At 61.0% G+C, this 17,275-nt stretch carries 15 protein-coding genes; 4 read left to right on the forward strand and 11 right to left on the reverse strand.

Going from position 1 to position 17,275, the window contains the following annotated elements; translation table 11 throughout:
- Positions 1 to 54: 54 nt before the first annotated feature.
- The 3 genes from VGC33_RS20285 to VGC33_RS20295 form a co-directional block, all read right to left on the reverse strand.
- Positions 55 to 408: an SRPBCC family protein gene (locus VGC33_RS20285; RefSeq protein ID WP_331122580.1), complete on the reverse strand. Its 354-nt coding sequence runs from the start codon at positions 406 to 408 to the stop codon at positions 55 to 57.
- The gene (locus VGC33_RS20290) at positions 405 to 719 is read right to left on the reverse strand and encodes an ArsR/SmtB family transcription factor (RefSeq protein ID WP_331122581.1); all 315 of its coding nucleotides are present in this window, start codon (positions 717 to 719) and stop codon (positions 405 to 407) included. The genes VGC33_RS20285 and VGC33_RS20290 overlap by 4 nt, the downstream gene beginning before the upstream one ends.
- A 111-nt stretch (positions 720 to 830) precedes the next feature.
- On the reverse strand, positions 831 to 2,219 hold the full coding sequence (locus VGC33_RS20295) for a CoA transferase (RefSeq protein ID WP_331122582.1): 1,389 nt from the start codon (positions 2,217 to 2,219) through the stop codon (positions 831 to 833).
- Positions 2,220 to 2,388: 169 nt separating this feature from the next.
- Here VGC33_RS20295 and VGC33_RS20300 point away from each other — a divergent pair, with 169 nt between their 5' ends.
- The gene (locus tag VGC33_RS20300; protein ID WP_331122583.1) at positions 2,389 to 3,231 is read left to right on the forward strand and encodes a helix-turn-helix transcriptional regulator; all 843 of its coding nucleotides are present in this window, start codon (positions 2,389 to 2,391) and stop codon (positions 3,229 to 3,231) included.
- Positions 3,232 to 3,262: 31 nt separating this feature from the next.
- Here VGC33_RS20300 and btsR read toward each other — a convergent pair whose 3' ends face one another.
- The 3 genes from btsR to VGC33_RS20315 all read right to left on the reverse strand — a co-directional run bounded on the left by btsR (position 3,263) and on the right by VGC33_RS20315 (position 7,020).
- A complete protein-coding gene (gene btsR, locus VGC33_RS20305; RefSeq protein ID WP_331122584.1) occupies positions 3,263 to 3,988 on the reverse strand; it encodes a two-component system response regulator BtsR in 726 nt (241 codons plus the stop codon).
- A complete protein-coding gene (locus tag VGC33_RS20310; RefSeq protein ID WP_331122585.1) occupies positions 3,973 to 5,673 on the reverse strand; it encodes a LytS/YhcK type 5TM receptor domain-containing protein in 1,701 nt (566 codons plus the stop codon). The genes btsR and VGC33_RS20310 overlap by 16 nt, the downstream gene beginning before the upstream one ends.
- Positions 5,674 to 6,009: 336 nt before the next feature.
- On the reverse strand, positions 6,010 to 7,020 hold the full coding sequence (locus VGC33_RS20315) for a zinc-binding alcohol dehydrogenase family protein (RefSeq protein ID WP_331122586.1): 1,011 nt from the start codon (positions 7,018 to 7,020) through the stop codon (positions 6,010 to 6,012).
- A 251-nt stretch (positions 7,021 to 7,271) separates the two neighbouring features.
- On the opposite strand from VGC33_RS20315, the gene VGC33_RS20320 reads away from it, so the two are divergent.
- Positions 7,272 to 7,955, forward strand: a complete 684-nt coding sequence (locus VGC33_RS20320) for a GntR family transcriptional regulator (protein ID WP_331122587.1) — start codon at positions 7,272 to 7,274, stop codon at positions 7,953 to 7,955.
- Positions 7,956 to 8,031: 76 nt separating this feature from the next.
- On the opposite strand, the gene VGC33_RS20325 is transcribed toward VGC33_RS20320, so the two are convergent.
- From VGC33_RS20325 to VGC33_RS20345, 5 genes are all read right to left on the reverse strand, one after another.
- Entirely contained in the window at positions 8,032 to 8,859 is an 828-nt protein-coding gene (locus tag VGC33_RS20325; RefSeq protein WP_331122588.1) for an ABC transporter permease, read from the reverse strand.
- 13 nt (positions 8,860 to 8,872) lie between these two features.
- Positions 8,873 to 10,138, reverse strand: coding sequence for an ABC transporter permease (locus VGC33_RS20330; RefSeq protein WP_331122589.1), 1,266 nt, complete (start codon positions 10,136 to 10,138; stop codon positions 8,873 to 8,875).
- Between the two features lie 43 nt (positions 10,139 to 10,181).
- Positions 10,182 to 11,210, reverse strand: coding sequence for a polyamine ABC transporter substrate-binding protein (locus VGC33_RS20335; protein ID WP_331122590.1), 1,029 nt, complete (start codon positions 11,208 to 11,210; stop codon positions 10,182 to 10,184).
- A 251-nt stretch (positions 11,211 to 11,461) separates the two neighbouring features.
- The gene (locus VGC33_RS20340) at positions 11,462 to 12,922 is read right to left on the reverse strand and encodes an NAD-dependent succinate-semialdehyde dehydrogenase (RefSeq protein ID WP_331122591.1); all 1,461 of its coding nucleotides are present in this window, start codon (positions 12,920 to 12,922) and stop codon (positions 11,462 to 11,464) included.
- A gap of 21 nt (positions 12,923 to 12,943) precedes the next feature.
- Complete coding sequence (locus VGC33_RS20345; RefSeq protein ID WP_331122592.1) at positions 12,944 to 14,212, reverse strand: 4-aminobutyrate--2-oxoglutarate transaminase; 1,269 nt, start codon at positions 14,210 to 14,212, stop codon at positions 12,944 to 12,946.
- A 129-nt stretch (positions 14,213 to 14,341) separates the two neighbouring features.
- On the opposite strand from VGC33_RS20345, the gene pdxR reads away from it, so the two are divergent.
- A complete protein-coding gene (gene pdxR, locus VGC33_RS20350) occupies positions 14,342 to 15,817 on the forward strand; it encodes a MocR-like pyridoxine biosynthesis transcription factor PdxR (RefSeq protein ID WP_331122593.1) in 1,476 nt (491 codons plus the stop codon).
- Positions 15,818 to 16,168: 351 nt separating this feature from the next.
- Positions 16,169 to 17,269, forward strand: a complete 1,101-nt coding sequence (locus tag VGC33_RS20355; protein WP_331122594.1) for an ABC transporter ATP-binding protein — start codon at positions 16,169 to 16,171, stop codon at positions 17,267 to 17,269.
- The last annotated feature ends 6 nt before the right edge of the window (positions 17,270 to 17,275 follow it).

A 17,275-nucleotide genomic window follows, 5' to 3' on the forward strand; every position in this document is an offset into this window, starting at 1 on the left:
TTTTGGCATTTTTTCTTCTGCCCGGCGACGGTAAGGTCAGGCAGCCGCGTAAGGTCAGGCAACCAGCATCAGACAGGACGTGTCGTCGTTTGCCGCCGGCGACGTAGGGTTATTCAGCCGTGAGTCATCCAGCCGGTGGATGATGGTCAAAAGGGTGCCGCCGCTGTGATTTGGCCTGATGCGCAACGTCACGCGGCTTTCCAGGTAAGGCGGTTCGTCCTCGCGCAGACGCAAACAGATTTCCGCCCCCTGAGTCGCAGACAGGATATCCGCCCGCGCGCCGGCTATACCGGGCAGCCATTGCTCGCGCAGCGCGGGAATACTGATGGCCCGCCATACCTTTTCCGCAGGCGCATCAAGCGCGTATTCAAATAACAGCGCGTTGTCGTCGGTTTTTTTGCTGGTCATTGATCCATGTCCTTCAACAAAATCTTTAAATCGTCCACCCGCGCCGGCCAGTAGGCGCGATACTTCGCCAGCCAGCGGGCGATAAGGGCGAGACCGTCCGGATCGACTTCGTAGTGGACAAAACGGCCCCGCCGTTCTTCGCGCACCAGCCCCGCGCCGCGCAGCACCGCCAGATGCTGGGACATGGCGGATTGGCTGATATCAATGCCTGCGCGCAATGCGCTGGCGTTCATGCCGCCGGTCGCCAGTTTTTCGAAAATGGCGCGGCGGGTCGGATCGGCCAGCGCCTTGAAGATGTTATTTTCAATCATGACAAATACATTAGCACTCACTTATGTGTTATGCAAGCACCCCGGTAATGCAGGTCGGCGCCAACGCCCGGGCATGCCGACCGCGGCTTTATCCCGCCGGGAAAAATGGGCTTACCACCACACCGCCGGACTGCTGCCGGGCGGCATCGAGGCCAGCGCATACCCCGCCGGAGTGCGCGCCAGCCGCGCGCTGGGCCGCACGGCGCACAGCTCGCCGAAGCCGGACGCCGTGGTCTCCAGGTACGGGCTGAAATCAGGCGGGACCCGGTGCAGTCCCCGTTCAAGGCGTCCCAGGCCACGCAGCCAGTGGCCGGTCTGGGCCAGGGAAACCTGCACATGCCAGCTGCCCCCCTCCCGCCGTTGGCGCCAAAGCGCCGCCGCCGCGCCGAAGGCCATCAGGTAGCCGGTGGCCTGATCGAGGATTTGCATCGGCAACGCGCGCGGCCGGCCATTACCGGCGGCCTCTCCTTCTGCATGGTTAAAACCCATGGCGGTTTGCACCAATGAGTCGAACCCCCGGCGTTCGGCCCAGGGGCCCTGGCTGCCGTAGGCGCTAAGGGAAACGCAAATCATTCCCGGCCGGCGTCTGGCAATCGCCTCGGGTGAAAATCCGAGCGCCGCCAGCCCGCCCGGGCGATAGCCTTGTGAAAAGACATGCGCGTGCTCAATCAGGCGCCAGAGCTGGTCCTTGCCCTGCGGAGTGCGCAAATCCACCAGCGCCGAGCGTTTGCCGCGGCTGGTGTCCGCGATCGCCTCGATATTGGGCAGATGGGGCGCGTTAACCAGCATCACGTCGGCGCCGAGGGCGGCAAACGCCCGGCCGCCCACAGGCCCGGCCAGGATACGGGTCAGGTCCAGCAGGCGCACGTCGGAAAGCGGCAGGCGATCGTCGCGCAGCGGCAGCAGCGACAGCGCCGGAGCGTCGCCAATCCGCGTAATGGTCAGTAGAGGCTGGGCGGCAATCGCCCGCCCTTGCGGCGTGGCGTCCCATTGATCAAAACGGCGCAGCGCCGCCGCCACCAGACCGCGTTCGGCGCTGGCCTGTTCAAAATCCGGCGCGCTCCAGGCCTGTAGGGCGCGCTCGGCGTCGGCGCGCGTGGCGTGGGCCGGATCCAGGCCCAACAACCTGAGCGCCCCCGCACGGTGATGGGCAAAATTGGCGTGGATGCGCACATATCCATCACGGCAGGGGTAAAGACCGGAGAAAGCATCCCATAAATCGGGCACCCGGCCGTCAAGGGAAAACCAACCGCTGCATTCCACCGCCGCATGGGCCATGTCCACCGTTACCCGTTGGCGCGCCGCGCCGCGCGCCTGTCCCAGCTCACAGGCCGCCAGCGCCGCTGCGGCAATGGTGCTTTGCGCGGCGGCGCCCACGCGAAAAGACGAAGGGAAAAGCGGGTCGGCGCCGCTCAGGGCGGCCTGGGTCAACGCTTCGGGCGGCAGGCCCGCCAGGTCCCACAGCGAGGCCAGGAGGTCATAGTGCTCATTATGTGGCATGATCCCGGTTCCTTATCGGTCGTTTTACCGCCAGCTTGCCTTATAATTTAGGGTCTGCCAAGCCGGCCGGCCGCAAATGCTGAGGGAGAGCCGCCGGGTGATAAGGCGGTTTGTGACAAACCGGCGCAATACGGCGATAATGCGGTTAAACATCTGGGGAGGACAACGCATGGCGACTGTGCAGGATGATAATCTGCTGGGAAATTATCTCCGCTATCACCGCACCAGGCTTGACGCGGCGAGCCTGGGCTATTCCATGACCCGCAGGCGCACGCCCGGCTTGCGGCGCGAGGAGGTGGCGCTGCTCGCCAATGTCAGCACCACCTGGTATACCTGGCTTGAGCAGGGACGCGGCGGCGCGCCGTCGGCCGAGGTGCTGGACCGGCTCGCCCGCGCGCTCGCGCTGACGGACGTCGAGCGCGAACATCTGTTCCTGCTGGCGCTGAACCGGCCGCCGGAAGGGGCTTACCCCAAAAGCCGCAGCGTGACGCCGCAGTTGCAACGCATGCTGGACTCGCTGGAGAATTGCCCCGCCTACGTAAAAACCGCTGAATGGGATATTATCGCCTGGAACCGCGCGGCCACGGTGGTGCTGACCGATTATGCGGTGCTGCCCGAAAAGCGACGCAATATCTTGCGCATTATTTTCTGCGAGCCGGGCATCCGCAACAAAATACCCAACTGGGAAAGCGTGGCCCGTTTCGTGGTGGCCACCTTTCGCACCGAAACGGCCCGGAGCGGCGGCGGCGCCCGTGCCAGGGCGCTGGTCGAGGAACTCAGCCTGGCCAGTGCGGAATTCACGGCGTTGTGGCGCGATCATGACGTCGGTCTTTATGGCGAAGGCACCAAATATATCCAGCATTCGACCCTGGGACTTATCACCCTTGAGTATTCTGCCTTCTCGGTCGACGGCAAACCGGATCTGGGCCTGGTGATTTATACCCCGGCCACGCCCGAAGATCGGGTCGGCATACGGGCGCTCATCGAAAAAAAGACCCTATCCCTAACCTGAGCGTTGATGACGCCGGTCGGGGCCGGGCGCGTTATCCCTTGAGGCCCAGACTCTGCTTGAGGGATTTAAGATAGCGCCGGCTGACCGGCACCGTCTGGCCGTTGTTCAGCACCATTTCCGCCTGGCCGGACTCCTCCAGGCGAATTTCGCGCAGATGCGCCATGTTGACCAGGAATTGCCGGTGGCACCGCACCAGGGGCGTGCGGATTTCCAGCAGTTTCAGCGTCAGCTCGGTAAAGCATTCCCCGCCTTCGATACCGCTGACATAGACCCCGCTCAGCCTGGAATGGGCAAACAATACGTCTTCGGTTTTCAATAAATAGATACGGCTATGGCCGGCGCAGGGAATATATTTCAGGTCGCCTTCCTGTCCCGCCAGCAGGGCGAGATCCTGGTCGGGCCGCTCATTATGCAAACGGCTCAGGGTCTTGGTCAGACGGCGCGGCTCAATGGGTTTTAACAGATAATCAAACGCATGCTCTTCAAAGGCGCGCACGGCATATTCATCAAAGGCGGTCAGGAAGACGATATACGGTTTGCTGGCCGGATCGATCATGCCCACCATTTCCAGCCCGCTGATGCGCGGCATCTGGATATCCAGGAACAACACGTCCGGATGCAGCCGGTGCACCGCCCCTATGGCTTCAAGGGCATTGGCGCATTCGCCGACGATGGCTATCTGCGCGTCCTGCTGGAGCAGGCAGCGCAGGTTCTCCCGCGCCAGCGGTTCGTCATCGACAATCAGCACGCTGAGCATAGCGCCTCTTCCTCCAGCGGCAGGCTAAGCGTGATCCTGGTAAACAGCTCGGGCCTGGATTCCACGCTAATGCCGTACGCCTCCCCATAACGCACCCGCACGCGCTTATCCACCAGGTTCATGCCAAGACCGGTGTTGCCGGCCGCCAGCCGGTACAAGCCGGCGTTATCCTCGATGCACAGCAGCAGGCGATGATCAAACTGCCGCGCGCTCAGGGTCACGATGCCTTGGCCCAACAGTTGCGACGTCCCGTGCTTAATGGCGTTTTCCACCAGCGGTTGCAGCGAAAAAGCCGGCAGATGCATGCCGAGCAGCGCCACGGGCAAATCAAAGCGGATTTGCAGGCGGTCCTGGAAACGCGCCTTTTCAATTTGCAGGTAGGCGTTGACGTGTTCGATTTCGTCGGCGAGCGTGACCACTTCCTCGGAGCGCTTGAGGTTCTTGCGAAAAAACGTCGACAAATTCTGCACCAGTTGGCTGGCCTGGTCGCTGTCGCGCCGGATCACCGCCACCAGCGTATTAAGGGCGTTGAAGAGAAAATGCGGGTTGACCTGGGCGTGCAGCAGCTTGATTTCCGACTGGGTCAGCAGCAGCTTGTGACGCTCATACTGCCCGGCCAGGATTTGAGCCGACAGCAGGCTGGCAATGCCTTCGCCCAGGGTGCGGTTAATGGAGCTGAACAGCCGGTTCTTGGCCTCATACAGCTTGATGGTGCCTATCACCTCGTGGTTCTCGCCGCGCAGCGGTATCACCAGCGCCGAACCCAGTTTGCAGTGACGTTGTAACGAACACTGATACGGCGTTTCATTGCCATCGGCGTAAAATACTTCATTATTATCAATAGCCCGACGCGAATGGGCGGAAGAAATCGGCGTGCCCGGCAAATGATGGTCGTCGCCGATGCCGATAAACGCCAGCAGCTTTTCCCGGTCGGTAATGGCCACCGCGCCGATATCCAGCTCATGGTAAATCACCTCGGCGACCTTCATGCTGTTTTCCTGGTTAAACCCCTGGCGCAGCAAACCTTCGGTACAAACGGCGATTTTCAGCGCCCGGGCGGAAAAGGCCGAGGTGTATTTTTCGAACATCGCCCGCCGGTCCAGCAGGATGCGCATAAACATCGCCGCCCCGACGCTGTTGGTCACGATCATCGGCAGGGCAATGCTCTTCACCAGCCGCAGCGCCTCTTCATAAGGACGGGCGACCGACAGGATAATCGCCATCTGCACAATTTCCGCCACAAGGGTTACCCCCGCGGCGGTAAAAGGATTAAACAGCCTGTCGATGCGCCCGCGCCGCAGCAGCAGGCGGTGCGCCAGGCCACCGAGCAGGCCTTCCATCACGGTGGAAATCATGCAGCTGACGGCGGTCATGCCACCCAGGGAATAACGGTGCAGGCCGCCGGTCAAACCGACCAGCACGCCGACCACCGGTCCGCCCAGCAGACCGCCGAGCACCGCGCCGATGGCGCGGGTATTGGCGATGGAATCCTGGATATGCAGGCCGAAATAGGTGCCCATAATGCAAAACATGGAGAACATGACATAGCACAGCAGCTTGTGCGGCAGCCGAACGGTGACTTGCATCAGCGGGATAAACAGCGGTGTTTTACTCAGCAGGTAGGCAATGACCAGATAGACACACATCTGCTGAAGCAGCAGTAAAACCAGATTGAACTCATGCATAAACAACGGCTCGTAAAATAGCGCCCGTTACGCGCGGGAGGCACTCGGGACTCAGTGGCGTTAATTTAACGAAAAACGCCGGCGTTGTCTTTGATGGTACTCACTAATTTGCATGCTGATTACATTGCGCTGTGGTAAACAGCGGCCTAAAGCGGTTGGCAAGCCTGCCGTCTTACTTTTACGGAGTGGGGAATTGCTGGAGGTAGGGTTTATGCCACGTCGGTGGGAATTGCCGGCGGGAGGGTTTATGCCACGCCGGCGGGGGTTTCTCTTGCCATACGTTGGGCTGGTGCGGCATCAGTTTGATGAAAACGCCTTACGCACGACTATGGGCCCTTACAACCACCCTTCCAGCACCAGCTTACCCCTCGATTTGCCGCTTTCCAGCAGCGCGTGCGCTTTACGTAGATTGGCGGCATTGATGGCGCCGAAATGCTGGCCGAGCGTGGTCTTGAGCACGTCCTGATCGATAAGCCCGGCGACGCGTTCCAGTATCCGGTGCTGGTTAATCATATCCGCGGTTTCAAACCTGGATCGGGTAAACATCAATTCCCAGTGCAGCGACAGGGATTTGGCCTTAAGCGGCAGGGCGTCGAGAGCGGCCGGATCGTCAATCAGGGCCAGACGTCCCTGGGGCGCCAGGGCCTCGATGAGCTGCGGATAATAGCTGTCGGTGTGCGTCAGGCTCGCCACGTGGGTCACATTGGCGATGCCGAGCTGCGTTAACTGCGCAACCATGGGGCGGCTGTGATCGATAACCTGGTGCGCGCCCAGATTCATTACCCAGTCCCGGGTTTCCGGACGCGACGCGGTGCCGATAACCGTCATGCGGGTCAGCCTGCGCGCCAGTTGGGTTAATATCGATCCCACGCCGCCGCCGGCGCCGATAATCAGCAGGCTGTCGCCTTCCCCGCCGTTTTCGGCCACGCCCAGCCGGTCGAACAGCAATTCCCACGCGGTTATCGAGGTCAGCGGCAGCGCGGCGGCGTTGGCAAAGTCGAGCGAGGCCGGTTTGTGTCCGGCGATGCGCTCATCCACCAGGTGAAATTCGCTGTTGCAGCCCGGACGCATAATAGAACCGGCGTAAAACACCTCATCACCGGGTTTGAACAGCGACACGTCCGTCCCCACCGCCTCGACAATACCGGCGACGTCCCAGCCCAGCACGCGCGGAGAGGTGACCGCCGCCTTGGCGCGCACCTTGGTGTCGACCGGATTCACCGAAATCGCCTTGACCGCCACCCGCAAATCGCGCGGTCCCGGTACCGGTTTTTCCAGTTCGATATCCACCAGCGCCTGAGGGTCTTCAATGGGTAATCCATGCCGGTTATAGGCAATTGCTTTCATAGTTCTGTCTCCCGTTAGATAAAATGCGCCTTGATCACTATCCTGCAAGCCTAGTCTTTTTTTTTACCCTCACCCACCCATAAAATGCACTAACACTTACTCTGCGGCGGTGAAAATCCGCATCCTGTTGTCGGCACAAGGATACCGGTGATCGGGAAGAGCTAAAGCGCATGGCTATTTTGACGCATCATGTTGTATATTTGATGCAGTAGAATTTTTGCCGCCACGGCGGCCTTCATGCGGGGAAATTGGTGAGTTATCAACCAGGTCCAATAGAGCACGCGTATCTCGGCTCCAGCGTGTACGCCAACCTGCGCCAGGCGCTGATTACCGGCCAACTGAAACCCAACGATCGATTACGTATACGGGAACTGGCGGCCCAGGTCGGCACCAGCGTCACGCCGGTCAGGGATGCGGTATTACAGTTAGCCAATGAACAGGCGCTGGAAATGCGCACGCCGAAGGATATTCGCGTGCCGTTGCTGAACCAGGAACAATACCTGGAACTGAAAACCCTGCGCCTTGAGCTGGAAGGTTTGGGCGCCAGGCGCGCGGCGGCGCGCATCACCCCCGCCGTCCTCCAGCTGTTGACCATCAATATCCGGCGCAACATCCGCGCGATTACCGAAGAGGACTGGGTGTCGGCGCTTAGGCTTAACAGCGAATTTCATTTACTGGTGGCGCAAAGCGCCATGATGCCGGTGCTGAGCAGCTTTATCGACCGGCTGTGGATGCGCACCGGACCGCTGATTGCCCAGGCCTACGCCCAGCTCACCCAACAGATGACCATTGGCCATCATCAGGAACTGCTGGCCGCGCTGCGCCTTCAGGACGGTGATGCCGCCGCCGCCGCCATCCGCCAGGACATCCTGGACTGTGATGACACATTGGCGCGATTTACCACCGCCAACGAAGCGGCGTTGCCGCGGCGGTAATCCGGTTATTCCCCCGTCCCGTGGGCGTTGCGCCCGCGCCGGGCCATCGTGCGCCCGGCGCCGCATGCCCTTATATTCACCCGCCTGCGGTGCCGCGGATGCGCGCGGCCCGGCGGCGCAGCATTTCCATCACCAATAATAATATCAGCGAGGCGCCCACCATCAGCGAGGCGGCGGCGGCGATGGTCGGATCCAGGTTTTCACGGATGCCGGCGAACATTTGGATTGGCAAGGTGCGCTGGGCGGGACTGGCCAGGAACAGGGTAACCACCACCTCGTCAAAAGACGCGGCAAAAGCGAACAAGGCGCCCGAAAACACGCCGGGGGCAATCAGCGGCAGGGTTACCCTGGCAAACACCAGCCAGGGCGGCGCGCCGAGACTGGCGGCGGCGCGCGACAGGTTGCGATCGTAGTTTTTCAGCACCGCGGTAACGGTAATCACCACGAAGGGCACGCCCAGCATGGCGTGCGCCAGCACCAGCCCGATATAGCTGTTTAATAGCGATATACGGGCAAAAAAGAAAAACATGCCCACCGCCACGATAACCACCGGCGCAATCATCGGCGAGACAATAATCGCCATCACCAGGGTTTTGCCGCGAAACTCGCCGCGTACCAGGCCCACCGAGGCCAATACGCCCAGGGCGGTGGCCAGCAGCGTGGCCAGCGGCGCTATCAGCAAACTGTTGCCCAACGCGCCCAGCCATTCGCGGGAATGAAAAAACGCCTGGTACCAGCGCAGCGAGAAACCGTTAAGCGGATAGCTGAGGAACGAGCCGGCGTTAAACGACAACGGCACGATAATCAGCACCGGCACCACCAGAAACAACAGCACCGCCGCGCCGTAAAAATTGAAAACGGTATTCCACAACCGCATCAGCAACAGGCCTTCCTGTCTTATCATATTCACTCCCCGGTTAATGCGCCGCCAGCTCCGCCTGCGTCCGGGTAACCCGGATATAGACGATATAGAGCAGGATAACGATGATAAGCAATTGGCTGCCAAGCGCCGCCGCCATGCCCCAATTCATCGTGGTATTGGTAAAAAACGCCACGAAATAACTCAGCATCTGGTCGCCGGGACCGCCAAGCAGCGCGGGCGTGATGTAATAGCCGATGGCCATGATAAAGACCAGCAATCCCCCCGCGGCAATGCCGGCATAGGTTTGCGGCACATACACCCGCCAGAAGGCGGTAAAGGGATGCGCGCCCAGTGAAATGGCGGCACGCATATAATTAGGCGAGATGCCTTTCATTACCGCAAACAGCGGCAAGACGATAAACGGCATTAAAATATGGGTCATGGCGATATAGACGCCGACGCGGTTAAACACCAGCACCAAGGGTTTATCGATCAGACCCGTGTGCAGCAGGGCGCCGTTGATCAAGCCGCCGGATTGCAATAGCACAATCCAGCTGGCGGTACGTACGATCAACGAGGTCCAAAACGGTAGCAGCACCATGATAAGCAACAGATTGGCGCGTCCGGCCGGCTGTTTCGCCAACCAATAGGCCAGCGGATAGCCCAACGCCAGGCAAAGAAGCGTCACCACCGCCGCCATCAGCAGCGTGCGCAGCAGCACGCCGATATACAGCGCCTGCCCCGTGGGCAATCGGGTGATCTCGGCGGTCCGGACATCCACCTTGTGGTCAAATACCGCCAAGACATAAAAACTGGTAAAGGGCCGGCTGGCGCGCCGCACCGAGCGCCAGACGGTAATATCGCCCCACTGCGGCAACGCCTGGATTAGCGCGGCGCGCGTGTTGCCCGGCGTATCGGGCGCGGCGCGCAGCGTACGCATAATCAAGCCGCGGTAGTCGGGGCTTTCGTAGCTCAGGCGTTTCGCCACCGTGGCGATTTGCCCGCCGGCGCGCGCCCGGCGCAGATCGCTAATCAACGCCTGAAAAGTGGCTTCATCCGGCAGCGCGGCGCCGTCCCAGTGGGACAACGCCGCCGTCAGGGTGGGCAAACCTTCGCGCACTTCCGGGTTTGCCACGCTTTTTATCAGTACCGAGCCGATGGGCACCACAAAACTTATCAGGATAAACAGCAGCAGCGGGGCCACCAACAGCCAGGTTCGGCGTTTGTAGACCTTTTGCGACTGATACAGCTGCTGCTTGAGCGTGGCGCTGGTTAACGCGCCGGCGGCGTTTTGCGCCGGCATGGCTCCGCTTGATGTCATTGTTTCGTCTCCGGTGTGCGTGGCGTTGCCCTAAGGTCCAAGATTATTGGGCGGCCCAGGCGTTGAAGCGCTGCTCCAGATCTTCGCCGTGCTCAATCCAAAACTGCGTATCCACCGCCAGCGCATTGGCCAGGTTGTCCGGGGAGGTCGGCAGGTTGGCGGCGATAGCCGGCGCGATCAAGCCGATGGCGTTTTTATTGGTCGGGCCGTAGGGAATATTTTCCGCGAAGACTTTTTGGTTTTCCGGCCGGTTGGCGAAGGCGATGAACTGTTCGGCCAACGCCTTATGCTGGGAGCCTTTGACGATGGCCCAGCTGTCCAGATCGTAGAGGCTGTTGTCCCATACCATCCTGAAATCATGCCCTTCGGTGGCGGCGGCGGCCACCCGGCCGTTATAGGCGGAGCTCATGACCACGTCGCCGGAAACCAGCCATTGCAACGGCTGCGCGCCGGATTCCCACCATTGGATATTGGACTTGATTTCATCAAGCTTGCGAAAGGCCCGGTCGACGCCCACCGGCGTCGCCAGTTGTGAATAGACATCCTCGCGCCTTACGCCGTCCGCCAGCAGGGCGATTTCCAGCGTAAACTTGGCGCTCTTGCGCAGCGCGCGCTTGCCGGGGAAATCCTTGACGTTCCAAAAGTCCGCCCAGCTGGTCGGCGCTTTTTTCAGCTTCTGCGCGTCATAGGTCAGCACGGTCGACCACAAGAATATGCCGGCGCCGCATTCGGTGGCCGACCCCGGCACATACTCGCTTTTATCGCCGAGCTTTTTCCAGTCCAGGGTTTCAAACAAACCTTCGTCGCAGCCGCGGCGCAGCTCCGGCCCTTCCACTTCCACCAGGTCCCAGCTTACCTGCTTGGTTTCCACCATGGAGCGGATCTTGGCCATTTCGCCGTTGTATTCCCCGGCTTCGATATCGCCTTTACCCGCCGCCTTGAACGGTTGGTAGAACGCTTTCTCCTGCGCCACTTTGTTCTGGCCGCCGAAGGAAATCACGGTCAGTGTTTCCGCCTGGGCCTGGAAGGCCAGGCCGACCAGTAATGTGGATACCGCTAATTGTTTCAACATATCCTGTCCCCTAAAATTTCGCCAACGAAAGGTTAAATGATGCATCATACATCAAGCATCTTTCGTGCCAATCTGCGATTTTTTTTTAAGAAGGCCGAATGCGGCGGGAACGGGGTACGGCGTGGGTCAGGCTGTCGGGTTGCACCCGGTGTATGCCTTAAAGCCGTGCAAAGTTGCACGAGGTTGCACCCTGTCGATGCAACCGTATTTCCCTCCCCGGCCCGCGCAAGCGACGGGCCGGGGAAGCCTGATTACCGGGTGGGGGCGATATCCACGCACAGGTATTTCATTTCCAGGTATTCGTCGATGCCGAAGCGTGAACCTTCGCGCCCCAGCCCCGATTGTTTAACGCCGCCGAACGGCGCCACTTCGTTGGAAATAAGGCCGGTGTTGACGCCGACCATGCCGTATTCCAGCGCTTCGGGCACCCGCCATTGACGGGCGGCGTCGCGGGTAAAGACATAGGCCGCAAGCCCGAATTCAGTGGCGTTGGCCATGGCGACGGCTTCGTCCTCGTCGTCGAAGGGAAACAGCGGCGCCACCGGGCCGAAGGTCTCCTCTCGGGCAAAGCGCATCTTGCCGGTGACGTCGCCTATCAGGGTGGGTTCAAAAAAGGTGCCGCCCAGCGCGTGGGGCCTGCCGCCGGCCAGGAGCGTGGCGCCCTGGGACAGCGCGTCGTCGATATGCGCGCGCACTTTTTCCACGGCGTCGGCATCGATAAGCGGCCCCTGCGTCGTGCCTTCCGCCATGCCGTCGCCCACCTTGAGCCGTGAGACTTCGGCGACCAATCGGGCGACCAGGGCGGGATAAATGCCGCGCTGCACATAGATGCGGTTGGCGCAGACGCAGGTCTGGCCGCTGTTGCGGAATTTCGAGGCCATAATGCCGGCGACGGCGCTGTCCAGATCCGCGTCGTCAAACACAATAACCGGCGCGTTGCCGCCCAGTTCCAGGGAGAGTTTTTTGATGGTCGGCGCGCACTGTGCCATCAGCAGGCGGCCTACTTCGGTTGAGCCGGTAAAGCTCAGCTTGCGCACCACCGGGCTTGCGCACAGCACCTGTCCCACGGCGGCGGCGGGACCGGTGACCACCTGCAAAACGCCGCGCGGAATGCCCGCCTGCACCGCCAGTTCGGCCAGGGCCAGGGCGGTAAGCGGCGTTTGCTCGGCGGGTTTGACAATCATGGTGCAACCCGCCGCCAGGGCCGGCGCCACCTTGCGCGTGATCATCGCCGCCGGGAAATTCCAGGGCGTGATCGCCGCGGTAACGCCGATGGGCTGCTTTAACACCAACAGTCGTTGCCGGGCCTGGGGCGACTGCAGGACGCTGCCCTCCACCCGTTTGCCCTCTTCGGCAAACCAGTCGATAAAGCTGTTGGCATAGGTGATTTCACCGCGCGCCTCGGCCAGGGACTTGCCCTGCTCGGCGGTCAACAGCCGGGCCAGATCGTCTTGGTGTTCGGCTATGAGCCGCGACCAGTTTTGCAACAGCGCGGCGCGCTGCTTGCCGGTCAAGGCCCGCCAGGACACCAGCGCCGCGGCGGCGGCATCAATGGCCAGCCGGGTTTGGGCGGCGCTGATTTGCGCCACCTCGGCCAATACTTCGCCGGTGGCCGGATTGGTGACGGCTTCGCGCGCGCCGCCGTCGCCGTCGCGCCATTCGCCGTCAATCAGGGCCTGATGGCGGAGCAATTGCGGGTTATCTAACTGCATAGTCTTTACGTCCTTATGTTTTCAAGGCTTCAGTAGCCGGCTCAGCAGGTCCAGCGCCGCGGTGAACTGGTCATCGGGGATGGTGAGCGGATACAGAAAACGAATTACGTTGCCATGCACACCGCAGGTCAACAGTAACAATCCATTTTCCAGCGCCTGTTTTTGAAGGGTCTTGGCATACTGCGCGTCGGGCTGGCCGGTAGCCGGATCGGCGAATTCGACCGCCACCATCGAGCCTCGCCCACGCACGGCCGAGATGGCGGGACAAGACAGCCGGGCCTGTTGCAACACCTCCACCAGATGGCCGCCAAGGCGCTGGGCGCGTTGGCAAAGCTGCTCGTCATCGATAACGCCAAGCACCGCCAGCGCGGACGCCACGGCCAGGGGGTTGCCGGCATAGGTGCCGCCCAGCCCGCCCGGCGCCGGGGCGTCCATCACTTCGGCGCGGCCGGCGACCGCGGAAATGGGTATGCCGCCGCCCAGGCTTTTCGCCATGGTGATCAGGTCCACCTTGACCTGCGGGCAATGATCCATGGCAAACATTTTGCCGGTACGGGCGAAGCCGCTCTGCACTTCGTCGGCAATCAGCAAAATGCCGTGCTGGTCGCACAAATGGCGCAGGCCAATGATAAATTCCGGCGGCGCGATGTTAAATCCGCCCTCGCCCTGGATGGGTTCAAATAAAATGGCCGCCACCTGATCCGGGCTGATATCGGTATGGAACAGGCTGTCGATGCTGGCCAGGGCCTGCTCTACCGATACGCCGTGCAGGGCATTGGGATAAGCGGCATGGAAAATCTGGCCGGGCAGCGGGCCGAAACCCAGCTTGTAGGGCGCCACTTTGCCGGTCAGCGCCAGGGTGAGCAACGTACGACCGTGAAACGCGCCGCCGAAGGTGATGACGCCGGGGCGTTTGGTGTAGGCGCGGGCAATTTTCACCGCGTTTTCCACCGCTTCGGCGCCGGTGCTGAACAGCGTGCTTTTTACCGGCCCCGCCACCGGCACCAGGGCGTTGAGCCGCTCGGCCAGTTCTACATAATTGCCATAAGGAACAATCTGATAGGCGGTATGGGTAAACAGCTCAAGCTGCGTCTTTATCGCGGCGACGAGGCTTGGATGGCGATGCCCGGTGTTCAGTACCGCGATGCCGGCGGCGAAGTCGGTATAGGCGCGGCCTTCGACATCCCATAGGGTGGCGTTTTCCGCCCGTGCCGCATAAAAATCACACATTACCCCGACGCCGCGCGGCGTGGCGGCCAGACGACGTTGGTTAAGTTCGCTGTTGTTCATGGTGCTGCTTCTCCCAAAATGATGCGGCATAACGTGCGCTGTTACAGATCCCGGCCTAACTCCCGATTCTATTTATCCGCTTTGTGGATCTATAATCCAGTGCCAGTTTTAATTTATTGCAGGTGCCAATTGCGTTCGCTATTAACCGATATGCTGCTGCAGCATCTTTCCGCCCGTACCCAGGGGCCGCTGCACCGCCGCCTTTATGATTGTATTCGTCTGGCGATCCTTGATGGCGGCATCCGCTCCGGCAGCCGCCTGCCGCCGACGCGCGATCTGGCCAAAGAGCTTGCCCTCTCGCGCAATACCGTCAGCGCCGCCTATGAACAGCTGCTGGCCGAAGGCTATATCTTTACCCGCGCCGGCAGCGGCACCTTTGTGACCGATCAGATGCCCGACGGCGCCATGCCGGCGGTGAAGGCGCAGCAGCCCGGCCGCGAGCGCCTGGCCGGTGAGGAGTTTTCGGCGCGCGGCGCCAATCTGCTGGCCCGTTCCGGCGCCTCGCCCCACCAATGGGGCGCTTTTATGCCGGGAGTGCCGGATGTCTCCAGCTTCCCGCACGGCCTGTGGCGACGTATCCATTCCCGGCTTATCAGACGCATCAAGCCCGATTACCTGACCTATTCGCGCATGGGCGGCAGCCCGGAGCTGCAGCAGGCGCTGGTGGATTACCTGCGGGTGGCGCGTTCGGTAAACTGTGACGCGCAGCAGATTATTATTACCGAGGGCACGCATCAGGCGGTCGATCTGCTGGCCAAGATGCTGTGCAATCCCGGCGATTGCGCCTGGATTGAGGAACCCAGCTACTGGGGCATGCGCAATGTGCTGACGATTAACGGCGTGGATGTGCGGCCGGTAGCGGTGGACGAGCAGGGTTTAAAGCCGCCGGAAACGGCGGTGACGAGACCGCCGCGGCTGATTTGTGTGACGCCGTCACATCAATATCCCACCGGCGCGGTGATGAGCCTGCAGCGGCGCCAGCGGCTGCTGGCGCTGGCCCAGGAGCATAATGCCTGGGTTATCGAGGATGACTACGACAGCGAATTCCGTTTTTCCGGCAATCCCATCCCGGCGCTGCAAAGCCTGACGCCCCGGGCGCCGGTGATTTACATCGGCACATTCAGCAAGACGCTGTATCCCGGCCTGCGCATCAGTTATATGGTGCTGCCGCGGGCGTTGGCCGGCGAAATGCGCGTGGCCCATGCCGAGCTGTACCGCGGCGGTCACTGGATAACGCAGCTGGCGTTGGCGCAGTTTATCGCCGAGGGTCATTACGCCTCCCATATACGCCGTATGCGCCTGCTGTACGGCAAGCGCCGCGCCGTCCTGAGCCGTCTTATCCTGGCGCATCTGGGGCCGGACGCGTTACGCGACGACAGCAACGCCGGGCTGCATCTGGTGTTGTCGCTGCCCGATGACGTCGACGACGTGCGGCTTTCGCAGGCGGCGGGCCGGAAAGGCGTCTATGTCCGGCCGCTATCGACCTATTATCTCGGCCCGGCGCGCAAAAAAGGATTGCTGCTGGGCTATGCCTGTGTGGACGAGGAGCGGATCGAAAGCGCGTTTATGATCCTGCTGGACTGTATGGGGCGGGATGCGCCCTGATGGTGCAAAACGCCGGCGGCGTCGTGGCGGTGTCCAACGCGCCGTCCGTCGCGCTGATAATAGGGGAAACGGCATGGGCGTAATGCGCGGGGTACGATAAAAAAGCATGGCTATTCAAGAGCCTGCTTCAATAAAGCCGGCCCGTTTTATTTGCCTGTTCGGCGCGGAAATCACTTGTCGCGCGCCGGGCGCGATGGTAGAAATATTCAACGTACGCACAAAAATATGCCGCCCGTACAGAGGTAAGCATATTGCGTGCCATAACCTCGTCGGCAAACCGCTGTTCCTGCTTGACTCCCATTAACAGGACATCGTTTCCGAATCGGTCTTGATCACGGGGTTGCGTTTATCATGAATAGTTACGTTAGTTTTAAAAATATCCAAAAGACCTACGACGGCGACAAGCTGGTGGTTAAAAACCTCAACCTGGATATAGGCGAAGGGGAATTCCTGACGCTGCTCGGTCCGTCGGGATCCGGTAAAACCACCAGTCTGATGATGCTGGCGGGGTTTGAAACACCCACCCAGGGCGAAATCTACCTGCGCGATATGCCGTTGCATCATCTGCCGCCCCACCGGCGCGATATCGGCATGGTATTCCAAAACTACGCATTATTCCCCCATATGACGGTGGCGCAGAATCTGGCCTTTCCGTTGTCGATCCGCCGGATGAATAAAAGCGATATCAAGGAAAAAGTGGACAAGGTGCTGGATCGGGTGAAACTGACCGCCCTGGCCGACCGCTATCCCGCTCAGATGTCGGGCGGGCAGCAGCAGCGCGTGGCGCTGGCGCGGGCGCTGGTGTTTGAACCCAAGCTGGTGTTGATGGATGAACCGCTGGGGGCGCTGGATAAACAGCTGCGCGAGCATATGCAGATGGAAATCAAGGCGCTGCACCAGGCGCTGGAGCTGACCATTGTCTATGTTACCCACGATCAAAGCGAAGCGATGACCATGTCGGATCGGGTGGCGGTGTTCAACGACGGTATTATCCAGCAGATTAACAGCCCCAGCACGCTCTATGAAGAACCGCGCAACAGTTTTGTGGCGCAGTTTATCGGCGAGAACAACGGCCTGCTGGCTACCCAGGCGGGCAGCGAGGATGAATTTTATCGCGCCACCCTGGATGACGGCACATCGCTGCGCGCGCTAAAGGTGCACCCCAGCTCGCCGGGACGCAGGATCCTGCTGTGCATCCGGCCGGAGCGGGTGAAAATCAACGTGCCGATCGATCGGCTGCCGGCCGGCTCGCAGCATATCAGCGCCAGGATAACGCAGTTTATCTACCTGGGCGATCATGTGCGCATGATGACCGAGGTGGCGGGACAGCCCGATTTTATGGTGAAGCTCGGCGCCGCCGATATGGACCCCTCCTGGCTGCCGGGCAGCGAGGTGACCCTGTCCTGGCAGGAACGGCACCTACGGGCACTAGACGCTGTGATCCTCCAATAAGAAAAA

Source organism: Acerihabitans sp., from assembly GCF_036398755.1.
In the GTDB taxonomy this organism is placed as follows: Bacteria; Pseudomonadota; Gammaproteobacteria; order Enterobacterales; family Enterobacteriaceae; genus Acerihabitans.

Coding starts and splice junctions, on each gene's coding strand:
- VGC33_RS20285 (WP_331122580.1), bottom strand. CDS start 408: ATGACCAGCAAAAAAACCGACGACAACGCGCTGTTATTTGAATACGCG.
- VGC33_RS20290 (WP_331122581.1), bottom strand. CDS start 719: ATGATTGAAAATAACATCTTCAAGGCGCTGGCCGATCCGACCCGCCGC.
- VGC33_RS20295 (WP_331122582.1), bottom strand. CDS start 2,219: ATGCCACATAATGAGCACTATGACCTCCTGGCCTCGCTGTGGGACCTG.
- VGC33_RS20300 (WP_331122583.1), top strand. CDS start 2,389: ATGGCGACTGTGCAGGATGATAATCTGCTGGGAAATTATCTCCGCTAT.
- btsR (WP_331122584.1), bottom strand. CDS start 3,988: ATGCTCAGCGTGCTGATTGTCGATGACGAACCGCTGGCGCGGGAGAAC.
- VGC33_RS20310 (WP_331122585.1), bottom strand. CDS start 5,673: ATGCATGAGTTCAATCTGGTTTTACTGCTGCTTCAGCAGATGTGTGTC.
- VGC33_RS20315 (WP_331122586.1), bottom strand. CDS start 7,020: ATGAAAGCAATTGCCTATAACCGGCATGGATTACCCATTGAAGACCCT.
- VGC33_RS20325 (WP_331122588.1), bottom strand. CDS start 8,859: ATGATAAGACAGGAAGGCCTGTTGCTGATGCGGTTGTGGAATACCGTT.
- VGC33_RS20330 (WP_331122589.1), bottom strand. CDS start 10,138: ATGACATCAAGCGGAGCCATGCCGGCGCAAAACGCCGCCGGCGCGTTA.
- VGC33_RS20335 (WP_331122590.1), bottom strand. CDS start 11,210: ATGTTGAAACAATTAGCGGTATCCACATTACTGGTCGGCCTGGCCTTC.
- VGC33_RS20340 (WP_331122591.1), bottom strand. CDS start 12,922: ATGCAGTTAGATAACCCGCAATTGCTCCGCCATCAGGCCCTGATTGAC.
- VGC33_RS20345 (WP_331122592.1), bottom strand. CDS start 14,212: ATGAACAACAGCGAACTTAACCAACGTCGTCTGGCCGCCACGCCGCGC.
- VGC33_RS20355 (WP_331122594.1), top strand. CDS start 16,169: ATGAATAGTTACGTTAGTTTTAAAAATATCCAAAAGACCTACGACGGC.